General features: G+C 28.2%; 20 protein-coding genes. 9 read left to right on the top strand and 11 right to left on the bottom strand.

Annotation, left to right across the window (positions count from 1 at the left end; genetic code table 4):
• Positions 1 to 39 precede the first annotated feature (39 nt).
• The 5 genes from metK to HGG69_RS03145 all read right to left on the bottom strand — a co-directional run bounded on the left by metK (position 40) and on the right by HGG69_RS03145 (position 4642).
• The gene (gene metK, locus HGG69_RS00105; RefSeq protein ID WP_169604790.1) at positions 40 to 1164 is read right to left on the bottom strand and encodes a methionine adenosyltransferase; all 1125 of its coding nucleotides are present in this window, start codon (positions 1162 to 1164) and stop codon (positions 40 to 42) included.
• Between the two features lie 265 nt (positions 1165 to 1429).
• Positions 1430 to 2812, bottom strand: a complete 1383-nt coding sequence (locus HGG69_RS00110) for a type 2 periplasmic-binding domain-containing protein (protein WP_169604791.1) — start codon at positions 2810 to 2812, stop codon at positions 1430 to 1432.
• Positions 2796 to 3605 carry an ABC transporter permease gene (locus tag HGG69_RS00115; protein ID WP_169604792.1) on the bottom strand — a complete coding sequence of 270 codons (810 nt, stop codon included), beginning with the start codon at positions 3603 to 3605 and terminating at the stop codon, positions 2796 to 2798. The genes HGG69_RS00110 and HGG69_RS00115 overlap by 17 nt, the downstream gene beginning before the upstream one ends.
• Positions 3598 to 4428, bottom strand: coding sequence for an ABC transporter permease (locus tag HGG69_RS00120; RefSeq protein WP_169604793.1), 831 nt, complete (start codon positions 4426 to 4428; stop codon positions 3598 to 3600). The genes HGG69_RS00115 and HGG69_RS00120 overlap by 8 nt, the downstream gene beginning before the upstream one ends.
• A gap of 79 nt (positions 4429 to 4507) precedes the next feature.
• A complete protein-coding gene (locus tag HGG69_RS03145) occupies positions 4508 to 4642 on the bottom strand; it encodes a hypothetical protein (protein WP_272869881.1) in 135 nt (44 codons plus the stop codon).
• Positions 4643 to 4813: 171 nt separating this feature from the next.
• On the opposite strand from HGG69_RS03145, the gene fmt reads away from it, so the two are divergent.
• From fmt to asnA, 3 genes are read left to right on the top strand one after another with little or no spacing between them, the layout of a single operon-like run.
• Positions 4814 to 5653, top strand: coding sequence for a methionyl-tRNA formyltransferase (gene fmt / locus HGG69_RS00125; RefSeq protein WP_169604794.1), 840 nt, complete (start codon positions 4814 to 4816; stop codon positions 5651 to 5653).
• A complete protein-coding gene (locus tag HGG69_RS00130; protein ID WP_205852859.1) occupies positions 5643 to 6290 on the top strand; it encodes a uracil-DNA glycosylase in 648 nt (215 codons plus the stop codon). The genes fmt and HGG69_RS00130 overlap by 11 nt, the downstream gene beginning before the upstream one ends.
• A 10-nt stretch (positions 6291 to 6300) precedes the next feature.
• Entirely contained in the window at positions 6301 to 7281 is a 981-nt protein-coding gene (asnA, locus tag HGG69_RS00135) for an aspartate--ammonia ligase (protein ID WP_169604795.1), read from the top strand.
• A gap of 14 nt (positions 7282 to 7295) precedes the next feature.
• On the opposite strand, the gene HGG69_RS00140 is transcribed toward asnA, so the two are convergent.
• Together HGG69_RS00140 and HGG69_RS00145 are read right to left on the bottom strand one after the other, a co-directional pair.
• Entirely contained in the window at positions 7296 to 7769 is a 474-nt protein-coding gene (locus tag HGG69_RS00140; protein ID WP_169604796.1) for a dihydrofolate reductase, read from the bottom strand.
• Positions 7769 to 8638: a thymidylate synthase gene (locus tag HGG69_RS00145; RefSeq protein WP_169604797.1), complete on the bottom strand. Its 870-nt coding sequence runs from the start codon at positions 8636 to 8638 to the stop codon at positions 7769 to 7771. The genes HGG69_RS00140 and HGG69_RS00145 overlap by 1 nt, the downstream gene beginning before the upstream one ends.
• 164 nt (positions 8639 to 8802) lie before the next feature.
• Between HGG69_RS00145 and HGG69_RS00150 the strand changes: the two genes are divergently transcribed.
• The 3 genes from HGG69_RS00150 to HGG69_RS00160 are packed head-to-tail and all read left to right on the top strand — an operon-like array spanning position 8803 to position 12371.
• Complete coding sequence (locus HGG69_RS00150) at positions 8803 to 10173, top strand: M17 family metallopeptidase (protein ID WP_169604798.1); 1371 nt, start codon at positions 8803 to 8805, stop codon at positions 10171 to 10173.
• Complete coding sequence (locus tag HGG69_RS00155) at positions 10163 to 11506, top strand: M17 family metallopeptidase (protein ID WP_169604799.1); 1344 nt, start codon at positions 10163 to 10165, stop codon at positions 11504 to 11506. Before HGG69_RS00150 ends, HGG69_RS00155 begins: the two co-directional genes overlap by 11 nt.
• Entirely contained in the window at positions 11496 to 12371 is an 876-nt protein-coding gene (locus tag HGG69_RS00160; RefSeq protein ID WP_169604800.1) for an ECF transporter S component, read from the top strand. The genes HGG69_RS00155 and HGG69_RS00160 overlap by 11 nt, the downstream gene beginning before the upstream one ends.
• 43 nt (positions 12372 to 12414) lie before the next feature.
• On the opposite strand, the gene HGG69_RS00165 is transcribed toward HGG69_RS00160, so the two are convergent.
• The 4 genes from HGG69_RS00165 to HGG69_RS00180 are packed head-to-tail and all read right to left on the bottom strand — an operon-like array spanning position 12415 to position 20493.
• The gene (locus tag HGG69_RS00165; RefSeq protein WP_169604801.1) at positions 12415 to 13983 is read right to left on the bottom strand and encodes a hypothetical protein; all 1569 of its coding nucleotides are present in this window, start codon (positions 13981 to 13983) and stop codon (positions 12415 to 12417) included.
• A gap of 10 nt (positions 13984 to 13993) precedes the next feature.
• Positions 13994 to 15796 carry an ABC transporter ATP-binding protein gene (locus HGG69_RS00170; protein WP_169604802.1) on the bottom strand — a complete coding sequence of 601 codons (1803 nt, stop codon included), beginning with the start codon at positions 15794 to 15796 and terminating at the stop codon, positions 13994 to 13996.
• The gene (locus tag HGG69_RS00175; protein WP_169604803.1) at positions 15789 to 17645 is read right to left on the bottom strand and encodes an ABC transporter ATP-binding protein; all 1857 of its coding nucleotides are present in this window, start codon (positions 17643 to 17645) and stop codon (positions 15789 to 15791) included. Before HGG69_RS00175 ends, HGG69_RS00170 begins: the two co-directional genes overlap by 8 nt.
• A 34-nt stretch (positions 17646 to 17679) precedes the next feature.
• A complete protein-coding gene (locus HGG69_RS00180) occupies positions 17680 to 20493 on the bottom strand; it encodes a cation-translocating P-type ATPase (protein WP_169604804.1) in 2814 nt (937 codons plus the stop codon).
• A gap of 121 nt (positions 20494 to 20614) precedes the next feature.
• Here HGG69_RS00180 and HGG69_RS00185 point away from each other — a divergent pair, with 121 nt between their 5' ends.
• From HGG69_RS00185 to HGG69_RS00195, 3 genes are all read left to right on the top strand, one after another.
• Positions 20615 to 21445, top strand: coding sequence for an HAD family hydrolase (locus HGG69_RS00185; protein WP_169604805.1), 831 nt, complete (start codon positions 20615 to 20617; stop codon positions 21443 to 21445).
• Between the two features lie 207 nt (positions 21446 to 21652).
• The gene (locus tag HGG69_RS00190) at positions 21653 to 22060 is read left to right on the top strand and encodes an adenine phosphoribosyltransferase (RefSeq protein WP_336508887.1); all 408 of its coding nucleotides are present in this window, start codon (positions 21653 to 21655) and stop codon (positions 22058 to 22060) included.
• Positions 22060 to 23895, top strand: a complete 1836-nt coding sequence (locus HGG69_RS00195; RefSeq protein WP_169604806.1) for a M3 family oligoendopeptidase — start codon at positions 22060 to 22062, stop codon at positions 23893 to 23895. The genes HGG69_RS00190 and HGG69_RS00195 overlap by 1 nt, the downstream gene beginning before the upstream one ends.
• Positions 23896 to 23908 lie beyond the last annotated feature (13 nt).

Below are 23908 nucleotides of genomic sequence, written 5' to 3' on the forward strand. Positions count from 1 at the left end.
GTGAGTTTTTTTATATATTATTCTTGATTAAAATAAAATTTAAATACTGTTAATTATTTTTTGAATATCTTTTACTTTGTCTAATTTTTCCCACGAGAATGATTGGTCATCTCTTCCAAAATGACCATAAGTTGCTGTTGGTAAGTATTTAGCATTTTTTAAATCAAGTGTTTCAATAATACCTTTTACACTTAAGTCAAACAACTCGTTGATAATTTGGATTATTTGATCATCAGTGTACTCAGATGTATTGAACGTATCAATAAATATGCTTTGTGGTTTAGGCATTCCTATTGCGTAGGATAATTGAATTTCCAATGATTTTGAAATACCGGCTGCTACTAAATTTTTAGCTATATAACGAGCCATATAAGCAGCGGAACGATCTATCTTTGTATAATCTTTGCCACTGAAAGCACCACCACCATGGCGAGCTCTTCCGCCGTAAGTGTCAACAATTATTTTTCTCCCGGTTAAACCAGTGTCACCAATTGGGCCCCCAATTACGAAACGACCAGTTGGGTTAAATAAAAATGTTACATCGGTTGATTGTTTGTATTTTTCTAATACTGGATCCACAACTTCTTTTTTGATTAAATCTTTTAATTTTATTTGATCAACATCAGCAAAATGCTGAATTGACATTAATACTTGCGAAACAACTTGTGCACCTTTTTCTCATTTAACAGTGACCTGACTTTTCATATCACTTTTAATATATTCAGACAATATTGAATTACGTAAAATTTCAGCCCTTTTTACCAATTCATGACTGATGACTAATGTCAAAGGCATATATTCCTTTGTTTCATCAGTGGCATAACCAAAAACCATTCCTTGGTCCCCAGCACCAATATCATTTGCTTTGTTAACACCTTGAGCGATATCTGGGCTTTGACTATTAATTGCACTAATAATTGAAAAATCATTTTCATTATAACCCAGTTTTTCAACAACAGTTCAAGCTATTGACACCACATCAACATAGGTGTTGGTTGTTATTTCACCACCAATCACAATCATTCTATTTGTTGCAAAAACTTCGCAGGCAACACGGGCATCTTTATCATTGGCTAAAATAGCATCTAATATTGCATCACTAATTTGGTCACAAATTTTATCTGGATGACCAGCTCCAACACTTTCACTTGTAAAAAAGTACATAAAAACTCTCCTTTTTATTAATAGAGAGTTCAAAAAATAATAATCACATGTTAGATTCAATCCCTTGCTTTCCACCTTACCTACGCAGGTTGGCATGCGTCAATGTCGCTAGACTACGCAACTCTCTATGTTATTTTAGAATAATACCATATAAACATTTTTTTTCATAAAATTATTTTTAAAGTCTGAAAATTAAAATACATTTCATGCTTGTTTAATAAAATTATTGATATCCAAAAAAGCGCTATCATGCGCGCTTTTTTTATTATTCTTTTATTTTTCTGTTGTAATAAGCATTCACAATCGATGCCAATATAAATGAAATAGGTTTTATTGAATTTGTTTTTGTGGCTTTTAAATCATATATACCCATTGCTTCGCTGTCTAAAGAATTATTGTTGTTAACAAAGTAATGTTTTTTGATGAAATCATACTCAATTCTATAAACTGGAGTGTAATTAATTAAATCAAAATTACTTAAAAATGGCAATTTTTCATAATCATATTCTTTTGTTTTTGTATCAAAAGTTTCTTTTTCCAGAGCTTGAACAGAGGCATTTTCATCGTATTTGCCGTTTTTAAATTTAGTTAGTTCGTAACCTTTAAAGAATGAATTCCGGATAGTTTCATAATATTTATTCAATGTTTTAGTATCAAAATTTTTATTGATAATTAAACCATCAAGTGAGTATATTGAATGTTTAGGTGATACTACCGTTATTGAACCAGTAGGTACTTGTTCAAAATTATCCTCAGAATAATAAGCGTCCAACGCATCACCGTTAAACATAATGGCAACATCTACATTACTATTTGGATCAATTAAGTTTCTTAAAATAACTTGACCATCACCATCGAGTAAAAGTTTTTTAGTATTCTTAAACGTTGTATCAAAAGAATCTTTAATTAAATTTATAAAAGATTGAATTTGAGATTTGTAATTATTTTCAGTAACATTTAAATTTATTTCATTGAATTTATCTACATAATTAGAGTTATTTGATTGACTCAAACGAGTTGAACCAATTGCTAAGTTATTTCGATAATCATCTAATAAACCGATTTTTTTATAATTGGCTTTATTTAATTTTTTCAGTATTTCATAGTATGAATCATTTTCTTCAACTTTAATTTTCTTATTATTGTTTTTTGTATGGTTATAGGCTATAACCACTTCTTGAATGTAATAAGGGACAAAATATTCTCATAAGTGTCTTGGTTTTTCATACATTTTTCCATATGAATCAGTCAATAAAAATGAATCATATGAGTTAAGGTGTTCTCAAATTACTGGCGTTAAAAATTTTTCAGGAGTTTTGATGCCTTTGCCAAATATTTTTTCATAGTCTATTTTTTTAAGTTTATCTTGTTTAATTAATTGTATCGCTTGCGAATCAGTACCAATACCAGCAGCGGCTTGATTTCTACTAATGGCCACATTGAATTCATTAATGGTTCCAAACTCTTTATAATCAAGTTGTTTTTCAAGATTTTTACGATTGTTAGCACTTATATATGATGCGTAGTTGTAAAAAGAAGGTTTATATAAATTATTCAACTTTATACACGCTATAGAGGTAAAAAAACCAATCAATAATATGATTATTGAGGTAATTATGAATCAAGGTTTTTTAAGAAATTTTAGCATTTGCCTTCTCCTTTTTTCATTTTACAATTACGTAAATAAATGTACCTGAAAGAGATAATAACATCAGTACAGAACCAACAACTAATCCTCAGGCTCTGAATGAACTTTCATATAATTTAGTACCAAGTGTTGAAGTGTTTGAAACTAATCTAGTAATAATAAAATCATCCATCGAAAAGAAAATAGCTACAATGGCAGCGAACACGCAAGGTCAAGCCATATGCACTAAATATACTTTAAATCATGTTTGAAATTTTGAATATCCTAGATCTTGACTAGCCTCAAATAAATTACGGTTAAATTTTTGACTGGCTGGGTGCATAATACTTATTGCATAAGGTAAAGCAATGACACAATGACCTACAATTGCTCTTATCATTCCTTCATTTGTTATTGCAAGCGTACTGAAGATTAATGAGTAAACAAGTACTAAACCTATCGCCGTGATAACGTCAGGGTTAATCATCGTGATTGAATAAGTTGACTTTGTTGCATTTTCATAAATTTTGTTTTTTTGTTTTCAAAGTGCGAATACAGTAATTAAAGAAATCAATACAGTGATAATTGCTGTCGCTGATGCAATAATTAAAGAATTAACTAATGCTATGCCTCTTGTTTCCGCAAAAAAAGTGGTTCAGGCCTTATCTGTGAATTGGTTTCATTGAAAGCTTAATGCTCCTCTTTTTGAAGTTGTATTGAAGGAAAATACTAACGCAAACATTAATGGAATATAAGTAATAATTAATATAAAATAAACATATGTTTTAGAAATAAAATCTTTTAATCTATTCATATCTCATTCCTTTCAATTTCATTATTAACGCAGGTATTATATATAACAATGCAGAAACCCCAATGATGCAACAAGTAACAACTAATACAAGTACTGAACTTATGGACATGTCAACTGGTGAAGTTGGATTAGCATAATCATTGATTAAATTAGCCACTAACTGAAAGCTATACTTGTTTGTTAATAATTTTTCTGAAATTACTAACGATGTAGCTGATGAAATGAATACCAATGAAACACCCGACATAATGGCTTTTATACCATAAGGAATAACTACTTTAAACATAGTTACAAATTTTGAATAACCTAGATCTTGACTTGCTTCAATAATATTATTAGGTAATGATTTGAATACTGAATATAATGGCATTATCATAAAAGGTAAATTCATATATACCATTGCAAAAACCATAAATCATTCGTTATTAACTTTTTCATCATTCATCATTGATAGCAAAATCCCTCTTATTGCATATACTTTTGCAATAGTAAAAATTAATAACGGAGCTAATATTAACGAAATCGCGATAATTTTAAACAATTTAGACTTGCTAGTAGAAACAAAATAAGTATAGGGCAATGCAATAACAAGAGCTGCAAATGAAGCTAATAAACCTAATTTGATTGATCTAAAAATAACAACTCATGTTGCTCTGTTTCTTACTATTTGTCATGAATCGTGATTAACACCATTATCAGTGAAAGCACTTACTAAGATTAGTCCTATTGGCATTAATATAAAGACGACAGCAATAATTAAATATGGAATAAGCATTATTAATCTAGGATTAATGTTTAATCATTTGATTGTTTTTTTCAGCATAAAACTCTCCTCAATTTAAAAAAATATATATATTAGATTAAAGAAAAGGGTAATAAAACTAAATTAATAGTTTTATTTTTTACTGGAGAGTAGTATCGTATGTTCATTCTAAATATTCAACAACACAAAAAGGCATTGATGAGTAATCAATGTCGTCATAAACTTTTAAAGTATTTTTTGTTGTTATGTGAATTGTGTTGTGTTTTTTGTACATAAGTTTTATTATATAAAAAACTCTGTTTTTTTCATCAGTTATATGTATTTAATTATTTATTTTGAAAATAAATGATAATAAGCGTCGCTTTGGGGAGAGTTATTGAGGAAAATCTGATAGAAATAGTTATTTATACAGAATATTTTGTTTCTGCTTTAAAATTAAAACATTATGAAATTATTATTAGCAGGAACAATACATTTTAGCGCAGATATATTTGAATACTTAATACAACACTATGAGGTTATTGGGATTATTTCACAACCGGATCGCGCTTTAGACAGAAAAAAACAATTAATTAAAACAGATACTCACGCACTAGCGCTGAAATATGGAATAAAAATTTACCAACCCGAAAAAATAAAAGAAATTTATGACGAATTATCAAAACTCGACTTTGACTTTTTTATCACTGCAGCGTTTGGACAATATATACCCGAAAGTATATTAAAATTAGCTAAAATCGCTTCAATAAATGTTCACGGATCTTTATTAGAAAAATACCGAGGAGCAGCACCAATTCAACATTGTTTATTAAATCGAGATTCGCACACGGGAGTCTCATTGATTCACATGACAAAAGAGATGGATGCGGGTGACATAATTGGTAGTGCTTCATTCAAAATTGAAGAACATGATACAGCGTTAGAACTTTATAAAAAAATGGCAAATTTAACAAAAGAAAATATTGATAACTGATTAAAAGAGCTTTACGAAAACAAAAACGCTGCTCGTAAACAAGATGAAAGTTTAGTAACTTTTGCTAACAAAATTAATAAAGAGGATTGCGAAATTAATACAAACTTAACTTGCAAGGAAGCGTTGAGTAAAATTAAAGCTTTTAATGATCAACCAGGTGCATACATGATTTTAAATGGTAAAAGAATTAAGCTTTTTAGAGCTAGCATTTCAAAAGTTGCAACACCATTGAAAATTAAATTTGCTGATGGATATTTATATATTTATGAATATCAATTTGAAGGTAAGAAAAGAGTTGTTAATGAAATTTAATTTCAATGAATTTTTAAATAATGAAAAAGAAAAAGAATATTTTAAAAAACTTATAAACTTATTAAATAATGAAAATCGTAAAATTGTCCCAAGCAAAGACAAATGATTCAATGCTTTTGATATGGATTTTAACGAATTAAAAGTTGTTATCATTGGTCAAGATCCATATTTTTTACCTAATGTGGCGGATGGCATGGCCTTCAGCACTGAATCTATAAAAACGCCAGTATCATTGCGCAACATATTTAAAGAAATTAAAAATTCATATCCTAATGTTTCATTAAAAACAAATAATTTAAATTACTGAAAACAACAAGGAATTTTATTGATTAACACAACATTAACAACAGTAGAAAATCTAGCTTTAGCTCACAAAGATTGAGGTTGAGAAACATTTGTAAGTAATGCTCTTGAATCAATTAACCAACACAATGAAAATATTGTATATATATTATTGGGTAAAAAGGCAATGGATTTTGTTAAAAATATGGATTTGCAAAAACAACACATTTTATCGACAAGTCATCCTTCAGGATTGAGTGCTTATAGAGGTTTTATTGGCTCTAATATTTTCAAAAAAACTAATGATTATTTATTATCAATTAATAAAAAAGAAATAGATTGATCTACAAAATAAAGGATTTTAAATGTACAAAACAAAATTAAACATAACAGATACACAATACGCAATAGCAAAACTAAAAAAGGATTTCTCAAAAGAGTTATCTAAAAAATTAAGATTAGTAAGGGTAAGTGCACCATTGTTTTTAACAACAGAAAGTGGTTTGAATGATGGGTTAAACGGAGAGACTCCAGTATTGTTTAAGGCTAAAAATATCGATTCTAATCTTGAAATTGTTCACTCATTAGCTAAATGAAAAAGAGAAGCATTACATAAATATAATATTGCATTACATCATGGTATTTACACTGACATGAACGCTATCCGCAGAGAAGAAGATTTAGATGCAACACACTCTTTTTATGTTGATCAATGAGATTGAGAAAGAAATATCGAATACTCAGATAGAAATGTTGATACACTGAAACAAACAGTAAAATTACTGTTCGAAGCTTTAAAAAACACTGAAGATAAAATCAATGATAAATATTCAGAGCTATCAAAAAAATTACCTGATGAACTTTTTTTCATCACTAGTGACGAATTATATAATCTATATCCAAACATTCCCGCTGAACAAAGAGAATATGAAATAGTTAAAAAACATAAAGCAGTATTTATTATTGGTATTGGTAATAATTTGCCTGACAATAAACCTCATTCAAAAAGAGCCAAAGATTACGATGATTGAAGTTTAAATGGGGACATGATTGTTTATCATCCTACATTGGACATAGCACTAGAAATATCATCAATGGGTATTCGTGTTGATTCGAAAGCTTTAATGAAACAATACGCGATGGAAAAATCTGATATTGAAAAAATCAGCCCTTATCATCATGCAATTGTTAATGATTTATTACCTTATACAATTGGTGGTGGGCTTGGTCAAAGCAGAATTGCTATGTTCTTACTTGAAAAAGCTCATATCGGTGAAGTTCAAGTGTCTTACTGATCAGATACTGAAAAAGACAAATGTAAAAAAGAAAACATTGTACTTTTATAAGAAAAAGCAAGTCATTAAACTTGCTTTTTCTTTTGTCAATATTCCACATTAAATTTTTCGTGTTCAATAACCTTTTCTTTATCAAAAGAACTTAAATCTAAGTTGAGATAAACATCGCCCTCAAATTTTCCTTTAATTCTCGAAACTATCAATTCGTCAGCATATTGATAAAACGATTCATAAATCGATTTTCCGCCAGCTATGAAAAGAACCTCTTTTGAATCTTTATATTTTTTAAATAATTCTGTTAATTCTGAATCATTATGAATAGTTAAATCAGCAGTTTCAATGTCATCCGGTGATAAAACTATTGATTTTCTATTCAATAATTTACCTGGCAATCCTAAAAATGTTCTTCGTCCAAATAATAATGCGTGCGTTAAAGTTGTATTTTTGAAATGAATAAATTCTTCTTTAATATGTCAAGGCATTTTATCGCCTTTACCTATTAAATTGTGTTCATCCATGGCTACAATTAATTTAATCATTATACAGCCACTTTTCCCGCTATTTTTTCATGCGATTCATAATCAACTAATTGAATGTCTTCATAAGTAAAATCTTCAATGTTCTTAATATTTTTATTCAAAACAAGTGTTGGAAGTTTCAATGGTTCTCTAGTTAATTGAAGTTCCACTTGTTCTATATGATTAGAATAAATGTGAGCATCTCCTATTGTGTGAATAAATTCACCAACCTCAAGATCGCACACCTGTGCCACCATTGTTAATAATAATGAATAAGAAGCAATATTAAAAGGCACTCCTAAAAATAAATCTCCGCTACGTTGGTAAAGTTGTAAGGATAATTTTTTGTCTTCTGAAACAAAAAACTGAAAGAAAGCATGACAAGGCGGAAGTGCCATTTGATCAATTTCCACTGGATTTCACGCGCTTACAATATGTCTTCTTGAAAATGGATTATTTTTAATATCATTAATTACTCTGGATAATTGATCAACGCCTAAAAAATCTCTTCATTGTTTGCCATAAACAGGACCAAGAGTTCCATAAATTTTTGCAAAAGATTCATCTTTTTTAATTTTTTCAACAAATTCCGCCATTGTTTCATTGTTATAATTAGGAGACTTTTTGAAATTTTCATATGGCCATTCGTTTCAAATTCTAACATTGTTATCAACTAAAAATTTAATGTTGGTATCACCTTTAATTATTCATAATAATTCAATTACAATCGATTTTCAAGCCATTTTTTTAGTTGTAACTAAAGGGAATCCTTTCGATAAATCAAATCTTGATTGGGTACCAAACAAACTTATTGTGCCTGTATTTGTTCTATCACTTTTATTTTTTCCTTTTGAAGAAACCTCTTTTAATAAATCTAAATATTGTTTCATATACACCTCTTATCTTATTAATATAATAACGATTTTATTAACTAAATTTGATTAAAAAAAGAAATTTTTTTTCAATGTTTTTTTTATATTGTTATAAGTTTTTACAAATTCTTTTTTTTATTATTTTGTTGGCTATAATTGTTAAAGTTTATGAAAGGAGAATAATGTTAAAAATTTATTCAAATAAAAAATCAAAATTGCCTTTGGTAAAAGCAGTTTTTAAAAACTCTGATTTTCCAGAGTTTGTTTCAATTAAAAAAGGTGCTTGAACTGAAGATAAAAAAAATAATATTATTTACGTATACAATGACGAAATTGAATCATTTGTTCAATTAAGAAAAATAGTAGACTCAATTATAAATAAACAAGATAAGGATATGAGCGTAGATGTTCTTTCGTTTGTTAACGAAAACATTGAAATTAAAGATGTTTTAAGAGCTTTTTACACACGTCATAGTTTCTTAAAAGATGAACTATACAATATTAAAACAAAAAAAGACAAGGAAGAATTTGTCTTGGAATTATTCTTAGAGGATGATTCATATAAAGCATTCGCAAATGAAATGATGTTACTTGCACAAAACGTAACAATGGCTCGTTCATTACAAATAACACCACCAAATGTATGTACTAGTGAGTGATTAGCTGATTTTGTTGCTAAAGATTTAAAAGGTATTGAAAATCTAGAAATTACAGTATTAGACAAAAAACAAATTACTGAATTAAATATGGGGCTTTTATTAAGTGTGAATAAAGGTTCTGTGTTTGAACCGAGAGTAGTTATTTTAAACTATACTCCAAACAAGGATAGAAAAGAAAGATTAGCCTTAGTAGGTAAGGGTATAACTTTCGATACTGGAGGAGTAAATACTAAAGGTTACTATATGGAAGGTATGAAGTTTGATATGTCAGGTTCAGCAATAGTAGCTTACGCTTTAAAAAACATTGCTTTGAATAAAATTAATTATAACGTATCAGCTATCATGATGATTACAGACAATAGAACCAACGGTGATCCATCATTACCTGAAAATGTTTATACATCAATGTCGGGAAAAACAGTTGAAGTAGTAGATACAGATGCAGAAGGACGTTTAGTTTTAGCTGATGGTATCACTTACGCTAAAGATAAATTAAAAGCTGATGTTATTGTCGATGTTGCTACATTAACTGGAACAATGGTAAGAGCTTTAGGAACTGTATATTCAGGTATTTATTCAACTTGTGATAAAGAATGAAACAAATTTGAAACAGCTTCTAAAATAGCAAAAGAAAAAGTGTGAAGAATGCCGTTCCACAGTGATTTCCATAAAACAAACACCGAAAGTAAAGTGGCTGATTTAAATAATTATTCTAATAATGAAATCAGCGACTGTAATACTGCGGCAATGTTTTTAAAAGAGTTCGCTGAAGACACAACATATATTCACTGTGACGTAGCTGGTACAGCTGACAGAGATTTAAACCCACAAGGTGAGTTGATTGCTACAATAACTGAATTCGCACGTTTAAAAGAGGTAAAAAATGAAAAATAATAAATTTGTATTAAAAGCTTTTTTTAAAAAAGATAAGGAAGATAAAACAAAAGAATTTGTTGTGACTGAAGATGTTTATGAAAAAACAGCTTCAGTATGCATTGGTTTGTATGAAGATATTAACTTAGAATCATTATTAAGCTTTTTTAATAAATTACCCAAAACTGCAAACAGAGATTATTTAATTGATTTAGATTCGTTCGTTTCAAAAAAATATTCTCTTGATAAATTATTAACTGACGTTTCTTACGCTTTAAGAACTGGTGAATTTGAAGGATTTGATTTAAAAAGCAAAAAAGATTCAAATGTTTACAGTATTCACACATTAATTACTGCAAATGAAAATGAAGCAAACAATAAAGCAAAATTCAAGGGCGAAACAATTGCTGATTCATTTAATCAAGCTCGTTTTTATCAAAGAATGGTTCCGAATATTGCTAATTCAGAATACTTAGCAGAAGAATACGCTAAACATTTTGAAGGTCTTGATAATGTTACTGTAAAAACATTAGAATCATTTGATATTCAAAAACTTGGAATGAATCTTATGTTAAGTGTTAACAAGGGTTCAATACACGCTCCAAAAGTGTTAGTTGTTGAATATAACGGTAACCCAGAATCAAAAGAAAAAACAGTAATAGTGGGGAAAGGTATTACATTCGACACTGGTGGATACTCACTAAAAAGTGGTGGTGGAATGAAAGGCATGAAATATGATATGACTGGTAGCGCTGTAGCTTGTTTTGCTTTAAAAGCTATTGCAAAATTAAAAGCAAAAGCAAATTATTCAGCTGTTATGATGTTGACTGATAACTCGTTAAATACAAATGCTTCTCAACCAGATAGTGTGTATAAATCAATGAACGGTTTAACAGTTGAAGTTACAAACACAGATGCTGAGGGACGTTTAGTCTTGGCTGATGGTATGACATATGCTATTCGTGAATTAAACGCTACAAGACTTATCGATGTTGCTACATTAACAGGGGCTGTCAGAAGCGCTTTGGGACAAACATATGCAGGTGTTTATTCTACTGACGATAATTTCTTTGATTCATTTAAGGCTGCTTCTTGCGAAGCTAATGAAAAAATTTGAAGATTACCATTTGATGAAGAATATGGTGAAGGAATTAAAGATACGCCAGTTGCTGATTTATGTAACTCAGACAAGAGTCCAAACGCTGGTTCTTGCTCAGCGGCAATGTTCTTGAAAGAATTTGCAGAAAACACCAAATTCATTCACTGCGATATAGCTGGAGTTGCTAAAAACTTTGGTTATAACAATACTCCTTTAATTGCCACAATTACTGAAATGGCATTGAATGAAAAATAATAAAATTGTCGAAAAAGAAAAATTTTGTATTAAAAAGTGATTAAAAGATAACTTAACATTAAGTGTTTTTGATATTGCTCTTTTTGCATTATTTATCGCTTTATATTTTATTGCTGATTCAGTCCAAAGATTTGCTCTTACTGGACCTAGAAAAATAGCTATAACGTATACTTTATTTATTATTTTTGGTATAGTATTGGGTCCAATTAAAGGAGGGATATTAGCGTTACTTTGCGATACGGTTACACAATTAATTTACGGTATTCAATTCTGAATGATTGAATACGCAATTGTTCCGGTATTGATAGCTGTTTTAAGCTCGTTAATATTTAAATTGCGTAAATTCGATTCTCATTGACTTTGATTGATAGGATTTTTCATAATCACTTTTACTACAGCAATCTTTGTAACAATCATTTTATTAGAATCTGATCTGATTAAATGAAAGGAAACATCACGCAAGGCAAAACCAATTGCTTCTAACGTTGTAACCATAGTTTCGTCTATTTCTATTGGATGTATATGAATATTTAGCATATCATTAGCTTTAATTCATCGTTTTACCAAAAATGAAAATTGAAAAAACAATACGACAACAATTTTTATAATATTCATAAACACGACCGTGTCTATGATCTTGTTTAGATGAATTTGAGGACCGTTTTCATATATTAATTTCCACAACAGATTTTTCAACAAAAGAGGAACTTGAACTTATTCTGATTATTATTTAATTTGAATGATTCCAATTATATTTAAAAGTTTAATTGAAATACCTGTTTACACATTTTTAACTTATTCGTTATATCCTGTGATTAGATATATGCAAAATCAATATAAAATACAAAACAAAGCAAAATACTAATATAAATAATATAAATTAAAAAATAGTGCTATTGCACTATTTTTTAGTTATCTTTGTTTGAAATTTGTTTAATTATTTTATGAAAATATTTTTTAAAAACATTTATTTGCGAACTTAATTGATTGTTTTGTAGATAAACGATTAGCTCGTCACTCATTTTATTGAATTTTAGCCCCATTCATTCAGTAGAACTGAATTGACATTTAATCAAAAATTGTTGTTCAGTGTTTTTAATATTGTTCATTAAATATTTTTTAGTTATTAATTTATCATTGATTGAATCTGATTTTTGCAGAATATCTATTAATGATATTAATAAACTTCTATCTAGATCCATTGCAAATGATTCTACCGGGGTTATGTTTCTAGTTTCCATATTATTATTCATTTTTGATACTAAATCAATATTTTGAGTAGCATAATAGTTCATCATTTCAGTAAATAACGTTAATGTTATTAAACTATTGTAATGGTTAAAATTTTCTAAATTGGTATATGCTTTGCCGTCTTCATTAATTTGTAAATATAATTGTTCATCTTTTTCTTTAGTTATTAATGATTCTTTTATTATGTTTTGTTTAAAAACGGTATTTTCTTTTTGAAAATGTACGTTTGAAAAATCAGATATTTTCAATTTTTCAAACATTGGTTTTTTATTCATAATTTGAGTCATTGTTGAATAGAAATTTATATACATGAATCATAAATTTTCAATGTTAATTTTTTTGTAAATGTTTTTATAAGAACACGCAAACACGTCGACATTGGTACAATCTTCATTTAAAACAAAAATATAACTGTTTTTGAATACGTTTTTGTTTTTGAATAAAAGAATTGTGCTTTCATTTATAAATCTAATTTTGTTTATCAAAATATAAGGAGCATCAATAGAACCGAAAATTTTTTTAACCAAGTTCACGCTATTATTATATGTATAAACTCCAAACGTTAATTTTTGTACATCGTTGCTTCTAATTTTTAATTTTGTCAATTCATTAGAAAATTCTTTTTGAAGTAAATCAGTTTTCAAATATATAAAATCATCATTAGATTTTTTCACTTCAAAAATATTTAAGCTTTTATAGAATTCAAATATTTTTTCAATGAAATTGAGTCCAATTTGTTGACCGTTGGTGTTAAATAATGACAAAGCATAATCATTAAATTTTTCAGTGTATCTTGAAAAATAAAACAATATGTTTATATCTTTAGTTTGCTTTAAACTATACAAAGCAAAATTTTTTGCCACTGGTTCATTTTCTAAGAATAAATGAACATTAATTCCTGCATTAATAAGCACTTGACCCATATCCTTTAACAACTCTTTTAATTGATCATTTGAGCCATCATGCGCTAATAAAACATTGAATTTTGAACAGTTTGTTTTAATTGAATCTAAATACTGTACAAAACCGCTCACTAATCCAGAAACTGTTGCTTTATTAAATTTATTATAACCGACTCCAAGAGGTGCTACAAATGAACCTTCAATAATGTTGATATCTTGATTGAATTCACTATCAGCATCATTGACTCTTATTTTTTTAAGTTGTTTTAAAACTTTTTTATCACTTTTAAAATATTCATTTCAAGGGTGAAAGTCTATTTCCATTTAAGCCTCCCTATTCGTTATTTTCATACCCTGATTCATACATTTGTTTGTATTCACCGTTTAGTTGTATTAATTCTTCATGATTTCCTTGTTCAATAATTTCGCCTTGTTTAACCACTAAGATTTTTGTAGCGTTAATTATGGTGGACAATCTGTGAGCAATAATAAATGATGTTTTTTCTTTTGTTAAGTTGATAATGGATTTTTGAATTTCTTTTTCTGTTTGAATATCTACATTGGACGTGGCTTCATCTAATATCAATATATTTTTATTTGCAAGTATTGCTCTTGATATTGAAATTAGTTGTTTTTCCCCTTGGGACAAAATATTGTTTTCTTCTAAAATTTGTGTTTGATATCCATTTTCTAATTTTAATATGAAATCGTGCGCATGCGATAATCTACATGCTTCAATCACTTCTTCATCTGTGGCATCTAAATTACCATATCTTATATTTTCCATAATTGAATCATTGAATAAAAACACATCTTGCAGAACGGTTGAAATGTGAGTACGCAAGTTGTTTGAATTTATACTGTCAATATCGATTCCATCAAGAAGAATTTTACCTTGTGTTGGTAAATAAAATTTTGATAATAAATTAACTATTGTTGTTTTACCAGCTCCTGTAGCACCCACAATTGCGATAGTATCGCCTTTTTTTGCCTTGAATGATACGTTTTTAAGTTGTAAGTTTTTCAAATCATTTGTGTAACTAAATGATACATTTTGAAATTCGACATCGCCATGTGTGCTTGTTATTTTGATTAAATTTTCGTTTTCATATTCAGGTTTTAATTCAATCAATTCTTTTAATCTTGAACTAGAGCTCACTCCCTGTTGAGTGGATTGAAAAACATTTAATGATTCCATTAATTTATTCGTAAATAACCTTATATAAGTATAAACTGCAATTAATGAACCTACCGATACCATTCCATTTCCACCTGTCGTACCATTAATAGAAAGAATAATACCCACACTTATTACAATCAAAATCATAACATTCGATAACGAATAACCAATTGGATATGATATACCGCTTATTATATTTGCTTTCAATGTTGGTTTAAATAAATTTTTATTATGCTTACGAAAATTTTCGATAGTTTCTTTGTTTTTATTAAAACTATTTAATACGTGTTGCCCATTTATAACTTCTTCGGTATAAGAATTCATTTTTGCTAGTTGATTTTGTTTTGTTTTATAGTAAGGCATTGAAAGCTTTACAAAAATACCAATAATAATAACAAATAATGGTAAAGTTGCTATTGTTACTAAAAATAAATAAGGTGAAAAATATGCTATAAATCCTAAACACAAGAATGTGTAATTAAATGTAACCATCGACTGACCTATTAAAACTAATAAACCATTAGCAACATTATCAACATCATTTGTTAATGTGCTCATTAGAGCTCCGCGTTGTTGTTTTTCAAAAAAGGACACAGGCATGCTCATTATTGCTTTGTACGCTTTCATTCGTATTTTATGCGCTACCTTTTGACTTGTTACAACAGTAAATCAATGAGTGATCATTAAAGAGCATTCGCCAAACACATAACAACCAATTAAATATATTAAAACTCATATAAAGTTTGTATTATCAAAAGGTTTCATCAATGCTTTTTCCGATAAGAAGTTATCGATAATATAAGCAAATATTATATTAGCCGCTATACTAGTTGCACTCGCTATTGTCGATATTAAAAATATCAGTAAAACTATTCATCTATTTACATCGTATAATTTGAGTAAATAACGCAATTCTTTTCAAAAATGAAAAATGTTTTTAGAAGATTTTTTATTCATTGCCACCCCCTTGTAAAACATTTATTTCTTTATATAAAGCGTGGTTTTTCAATAAATTATTATGTGTATCAAAACCTGTAATAACTCCATTTTCAAGAACAATTATCTTGTCGCAATCTTTAACTGATGTTATTTTTTGACTTATTATGAATGTTGTTAAATTTTTATATTTTTGAATAATTGATTGTTTAACTTTTTTTTCTGTTTTGTTATCTAAAGCGCTTGTTGAATCATCTAAAATAAGGATTTTTGGTTTTTTCAATAAACCTTGAGCAATAAACAATCTTTGTCTTTGACCTCCAGAAACATTTGTAGATCCTTGAGAAATTTCATAATTCAATTGAGTATCTTGTTCTTTTACAAAATCATCAATGCATGAAATTTTTAATGCTTCATAAATTTCTTGTTCAGTAGCATCGCTATTTGCTAAACGCATATTTTTTTCAATTGAACCTGAAAATAGAAAAGGTTTTTGATAAATATGAGTAATAGCTTTGTTTAAATTTGTTTGATTATATTCTTGAATTAATTGGCCATCAATGAATATTTTACCTTCTTGCGCATCGTACTCATGAGTAATTAATTTAGCTAATGATGTTTTACCGCTTCCTGTTGGACCGATTATCCCAATTGTTTCACCTGATTTAATTTTGAATGAAACGTTTTTCAATACTGGCTCAATTGAAGATTCATAATATCTGAATGAAACATTGTTAAACTCAATATCCCCTTTTTCAATATTTTTTTCATTGTTTGGATTTGTTAATAACGTGTTTTTATGCGCGATAACTTCGTAATATCTTTTAGCTGAGACATGACTTCTAAAACAAAAAACTAAAATAAATATAGTCATAATAAATCCAGTTGTAACGGTTCATAAATACCCGATAAAAGAATTGATTGAAACAATAAAGTTTTGATACTCGCTTTGCGCTATTTTTATTGCTTCTTGAGATAGGTTGGAAAGATCTGGCCTCATCAAAGGACTGGCACTTACAGCTAGTATTGTGACTGTAGCTAAATTTATCATCAATACGACACTAATTTGTCCAAGGTATTGAATCAATAAACCTTTAATACCTATTTGAGCTCATTTACGGCTAACTCTTTCATATCGTTTAGCAATAAAATTTTGGCAATTATAAGATTTAATCAACTTGATTCCGGCAATGCTTTCTTTAGTATTCATATTTATACTATCAGTAACGTCTTGTTGCTTTTTAAATAAAGGCAGACCCTTCCAAGCGACAATAGCTAATGTTATCACGAGCAACGGAATAAGAACAGCGAATGAAATTGATAGTTTTAAATTAGTTAATAAAGCAAACACCAGTCCACCAATGAAATAAAGCGGCCCTAGTAATAGTGCTTTCAATGATAAAAATAATCCCTGTTCAATTTTTTCAATGTCATTTGTTAAATTGATTAATAGTCTTGAACTAGATAATTTATTTAATTGAGATTGGTTCAAACCCTGAATATGTTCAAATAATTGTTGTCTTAGCAATAACGAAGTTTTTACAGACACGTAATTGGCTAGTATGCTTGAAATAACATTAAATAAAAACCCTAAGAATAATATTCCAAGAAACAATGGGATCATTTTTCTTGTTGCTTCATATATATCTTTATATGGACCTAATTTAATAAACCCTATAAAGGTTAAATGAATTTCTCTATTTTGAATATCCAATCCTTGTTCAATGTTTTTAGAAGCCGTTAACCCAATTAATTGAGCTATTAAATTAGGAAAAAGTAATGTAGCAAAAACAGTTAATACGGTGAATAAAATACAGAAAAAAGTTAATAGTTTTAGCTTTCAGTTCATGACACTAAAAATTTTATTCATTATTCCCCCCTTATTTAAATTTTATATTTTTGCTTTACTTGTTTTTAAAAAAACTTTTTGGTTTTTTAATTAATTCAAATTTTTCGATTTTTTGATATTTATTTTTTTGTTTTTTTATTAAATTAGAAATTAATTTGTGAATTGTAAATACTGGAATAATTATTGCTGTTAAACCAAAGGCGATTGCAACTAATTTAGGATCATCAACAAAATTTGTGTATATTGAAAATACTGAAGCAATCGGTTTTATAAATACAACTACTAATAAGCAAATTATTGAAAAAATTACTGAAGCATAAACCTTTCAATAAAAAATTGGATTTGAAATAAAAATGCTTTTGGTTGTCATTAAATTCAGAGAATTAAATGTAGCTCCTATACCAATAATTAAAAATGCTATTGTTGATCCGACTTTAACAAAGTTTTTAGGATCAATATTATTTGCTGGATTCAGTGCATATTTTGCACCAACATAATATCCAACTAATGACAATAAACCTATAAAGACTCCTTGTCACAATGTGTTTCATCCCATTCCTCTCGCAAATATTGATTCATATTTACTGTGGGGTCTTATATTCATGTAACTTTCTTTATTTTCTTGAATACCTAAAGCTATTGCAGGGAATCCGTGTGTAAATAAGTTAATTCATAATAATTGAGTCGCACTTAAAATAAAGAATGAAAATCTTTCGTCTGATAATAATATGTTTTTTATGGTTGTATTAAACACGGCTCTGAATATCAATAATCCGAAGAAAACTAAAACGATTTCTGCAATTGATGTTATCAATAAATTCTGAATAACATTACGAATTTTTTGATAAACTTTTCTACCGTTATCTACGGCTTTAACTACTGTTGAAAAATTATCATCAACCAGTATTAAATCAGCCGCTTGTTTAGACACTTCAGTCCCAGTAATACCCATCGCACATCCAATATCGCTTGCTTTTAGCGCAGGTGCATCGTTTACACCATCACCCGTCATCGCAACTACTTGATCTTTCATTTGTCACATTTTAACAATTCTAATTTTGTCTTTAGGAGCTACCCGAGCATACACAGAATATTTTTCAATATTTTCAAACAACTGTTCGTCAGACATTTTGTCTAACTCAACTCCTGTTATAGATAAATCTCCTTCGTTATAAATACCCAATTCTTTAGCAATTGATGTTGCAGTAATTATGTTATCACCAGTTATCATAATTGGTTTAATACCGGCTTGTTTACATAATTCAATAGATTTTTTGGAAGATTCGCGAGGAGGATCAATTAGCGCAATCATCCCAACGAAATTCATGTTTTTTTCAAGATCTAATAGATTTAAATTATTAAGATTTGCAATTTCAAATGTAGTTAATTCTCTAACAGAGATAGCTAAAACTCTGTATCCGCAATTCGCTCAACCTTCATTGACTGTTTCAATATCCATGCATTCATTAGCTAAAATATTATTAATACTTTCTGGCGCTCCTTTGGTAATTAGGAAATGTTTATTGTCAATTATATTAATACTTGACATTAGTTTTCGATCACTGTCAAATGGAATTGTTTTAATTCTTGGATAAGTTTCTTTAATTTTTGATTGATGTTTACCAAAATATTTTTCAACTGCGTGTAGTAAGGCTAATTCTGTAGGATCACCAACTTCTTTTAATTGACCGTTTTCCATAAAAATGTTTGCTTCTGTACATAATGAAGATAATGTTAACAGTTGTTTAAATTCTTCAACGTTGCTTGTTTTTTGTAAATAATTTTTGTTTGCGTAAGCATTGACTAATGTCATTTTGTTTTCAGTCAGTGTACCCGTTTTATCAGAACATATAATTGCTGTTGACCCTAATGTTTCAACTGCCATTAGTGATTTAACAATCGCTTTTTCTTTTGCCATCATTTTAACATTTAAAGAAAGAATAATAGTTGTAAAAGCAACCAGTCCTTCCGGTATTGCAGCTACTGCTAATGAGATTGCATTTATTAAACTTATTGCTCAAAATGATGCAGATACAAATGATGAACCATCAATAGCTTGAAATATTATTTGAGCAATAATTGATAAAACAAATAAAATTATTCCAGCATAACCAAATAATTTTCCTAACTTATTGATTTTCATTTGAAGCGGTGTTGGATTTACTTGTTCATTATTTATTAATTGGGTAATTTTTCCTATTTCAGTGTTATCTCCAATTTCGGTAACTTGCACTCATGCATTACCACTAGATACTGAAGTAGAACTAAATACTTTAAATTTCTGATCAGCTAATGCTAAATTATAGTCAACCGCCACATTAGCATTTTTTGATGTGGGCAAAGATTCACCAGTAAGCGAAGATTCAATACATTCTAAATTATGTGACTCAATTAACACACCATCAGCTCCCACTATATCACCGGACTCAATAAATAAAATATCTCCAATAACTATATCTTCTGATTTAATTATTTGAAGTTTTCCATCTCTTAATACTTTGGACATTTGTGGCGACATATTTTTCAATGCCGCAACAGCTTTTTGACTTTTAATTTCTTGTATAGTACCCACAAGCGCATTAGTTGTGATTACAAATAATATAATAAAAGGTTCAATGAACGAAATAATTAATGATCTGTTATCTTTTGTTCAATTTCAATTATCAGTAACTCCGTGATATATTGCCATTGATAAAGAAACAATAGTTGCTCCGATTAATAGTAAAACCATTAAATCTTTGAATTGTTCTAAATAAATTAAAAAAATACTTTTTTGTTTCTTTTCTGATAATTTATTTTCCCCGTGTAGATTTTGAGATTTAATAGCTTCCTCTGTAGTTAATCCTTTTTTTAAGTCTGGTTTAGTCATAGCACCCTTTCCAATGTAATTAATAATTTGTTGTTAATACAATATATAAATTTTATATTTTTAATTTTTTTATTTATTAAGATAATTAAAAGAATAATAAATAATAATCTATAATAAGCTTATGAACTTTAAAAACTTAAACAATTTTATATTTGATTTAGATGGTACATTACTTGACTCAAGTAAAACTATTAACCCAAAAACATTACAAACTATTAACGAATTAAGAAAACAAGGAAAAAAATTCTCAATTAATACCGGAAGAACTCCACTAATTGCTAAAAAATATATTGAAGAATTAAAGCCGGACTTTCCAGCATCATTTTGTAATGGTGCGATTATTTATGATTATCAAAAAAATGAAATCATTTCTAAACGTATGATTAACTCAATAGATGCCAAAAAAACACACGATGTTTTAGTGAAGGAGAAAGCAACATTTATTGTATATACACCTGAAACTGTTTTTGTTAGAGATTTTATTCCAAATGGAAAATGAATTGGAATTATGACTGACACACAAAGTAAAGTTGAAGATCAATACAAGGCCAACGTTAAACGTATGGATGATAACTTCGATATTACCAAAGAAGAAGTTGTTAAAATTGTCTGCATTATTGAAGAGGTGATGGGTAGTTTAGAAAACATTAAAAAAGAATTGAATAATTTAGGTGATTGTTATCCACTTCAATCAAATGGAGCAATACTTGACATTATTCCAAAAAACACAGATAAAGGAACTGGTTTACTGTATTTAGCAAATAACAATATTATTTCTTTAGAAGATACATGTGTGTTCGGTGATGAAAACAATGATTTACCAATGTTTAAAGCTGCTAAATATTCAGCTTGTATGGGACAGGCCAGAGACGTTATTAAAGATCAAGCTACATTTGTAATAGGTTCTAATAACGAAAATGGTATTGGCGAATTTTTAAAAACGACAATTTAATATTAAAAAAAATGAGAACATTCTTAAAAAATGTTCTTTTTTTAATTGTTTTATTAATTCAATTACATATTAACATTATAATAAACAAGTTATGAACAAATTAGAATTAAAAAATTTAATAAGAACAGTTAAAGATTTTCCTAAAGAGGGATTTTATTCAAAGACATATCATACTTATTAGCTGATGGAGAAGCTTTAAGTTACACAATAAACGAAATGGCTAAATTAGCTGAGGATGCAGATATCATTGTCGGACCAGATGCAAGAGGATTTTTATTCGGAACACCTGTAGCTGCATTAACTAAAAAACCATTTATTATGGTTCGTAAGGCTGGTAAATTACCAGGACCAGTAATTTCTTGTGATTACGGTTTAGAGTACGGTAGAAATGTACTTGAACTACAAAAAGGTGTAACCAAACCGGGTCAAAAAGCAGTTATCATTGATGATGTGCTTGCTACTGGAGGTACACTAGAAGCTATTATTGAACTTTTAACTCAACAAGGTGTTGAAGTTTTGAGAGTTGTTGTTTTAATGGAACTAGGGGGATTTAATTCACGCGAACGTTTAAAAACAAACGTTGAATCATTAATTTACGTTAAGGAAGATGAGTAATGAATAAAAAATACAGTTCTCATACACAAGTAGAGACTGAATATCGTTGAGATTTAAATGATATTTTAAAAGATAAAACATATTCAGATTTATTGTCTGAATATTTTAGTATTTACGATGAATTAATAGAAATAAAAGACAGTAAATATGAATCTGCAGATAGTTTTTTAAATTCATTAAAATTGAATGATAAACACACAGAAATTGAATATAAAATTAATAATTATTTATCTAATAATTTATCAGTAAATGTTGTTGATCCTAAGATGAATGAATTATTAGAAGAATTTGAAAATAAATCAGCAAAATATTCTATTAAATTTGGTTCAGAAGCTAACAGAATGGCAAAAAATATAGATAAAATTAAAGTTTGAAAAGACCTTGATGAATTTAAAAATTACAAATTAGATTTTGAAACATTTATCGATGAATTACAACATAAACTATCTGATGATGCAGAAGAATATATTAATCAAACGGCTAAGGGTGTTCCAAGTTTAGAAAATATTTTTGATATTTTGGACAGCTCTGAATTAGATCGTGGATTTGCTACTGATTCAAAAAGTAAAAAAATTAAAATTACTGATGGAAATAGAATTCAATTATTGAAAAATAAAGATGAAAACATTAGAAAAACAACATATAAAAATTATATAGTGGATACGTATAAACATAGACAAACATTATCTAAACTATTATTACAACATTTCAAACAAATTTCAGTAAATGCTAAGATAAGAAGGTTCAATTCAAGTGTTGAATCTTTAATAAGTGAAGATTTTATCAAAGAAGAACTATTAGAGATAATTTACAAAAATGTTTCTAAGAATTCTAAATTGCTGAAAAAATATTCAAATGCATACGATAAATTCTATAAATTAAAATTCAATAAAAAAGCACAAAAATGAGACAAATATGTAGACCTTGTCAAGGTTAAAAGTGTTTACTCAGTCAATGAAGGAAAGGGAATCTTCAAGGAGGTTGTTAAAGTTTTTCCAGAAAAATACACAAAGATAGCACACAAAGCGATGGACGAAAACTGAGCGGACTTTATGAACTTCCCGAATAAAGCGACAGGTGCCTATTCAATTGGTGGTTCATACGGTATTGATAAAAAATATATTATGATGAATTGAGATTACACATTAGACTCTGTCGGAACTTTATGTCATGAAATGGGTCATTCAATGCATTCATATTTCAGTGATATAACACAACCAATCAATTTAAGTCAATATCCAATATTTTTAGCTGAAATTGCATCAATATTCAATGAATTATTATTGACAGATTATTTAATGAATAAAGCTAATACTGATAAAGAAAAATTCAATATTGTTTCAAAAAGTATTGATGATTTTATTGGTACTGTATTTAGACAAGCTTCATGAAGCAATTACGAATACGAGTTATACAAAGCATTGGACAATGACGTTCCTTTGGCAAGTTATGAACAAATAGAACAATTATATATAGATGTAATGAATAGATATTCAACGACTAAAAAAGGCTTAAAAACAGGCGATAAATACAATGTGTATTCAGTTACTGTTCCACATTTTTACTATAACTTTTATGTATATAAATACGCATTAGGATATATTGTAGCTAACGCATTTTACAATCAATATCAACAAAATGGTAAACAAGTATTGAATGATTATATTGATAAATTTTTATCTGCAGGCTGCAGTCAACATCCGGCTGATATTTTATTAAATGCAGGTATTGACATATATAGCGAATCAATGTATGAACAAGCGTTTAAAAATTTAGAAGAAAAAATTAATAAATATATTGAACTGGGAAATAAAATATTTAAACAAAAAAAATAGGGGAACCTATTTT

The sequence above is a fragment of the Mycoplasma phocoenae genome (assembly GCF_012934855.1).
Classification (GTDB): Bacteria; Bacillota_I; Bacilli_A; order Mycoplasmatales; family Metamycoplasmataceae; genus Metamycoplasma; species Metamycoplasma phocoenae.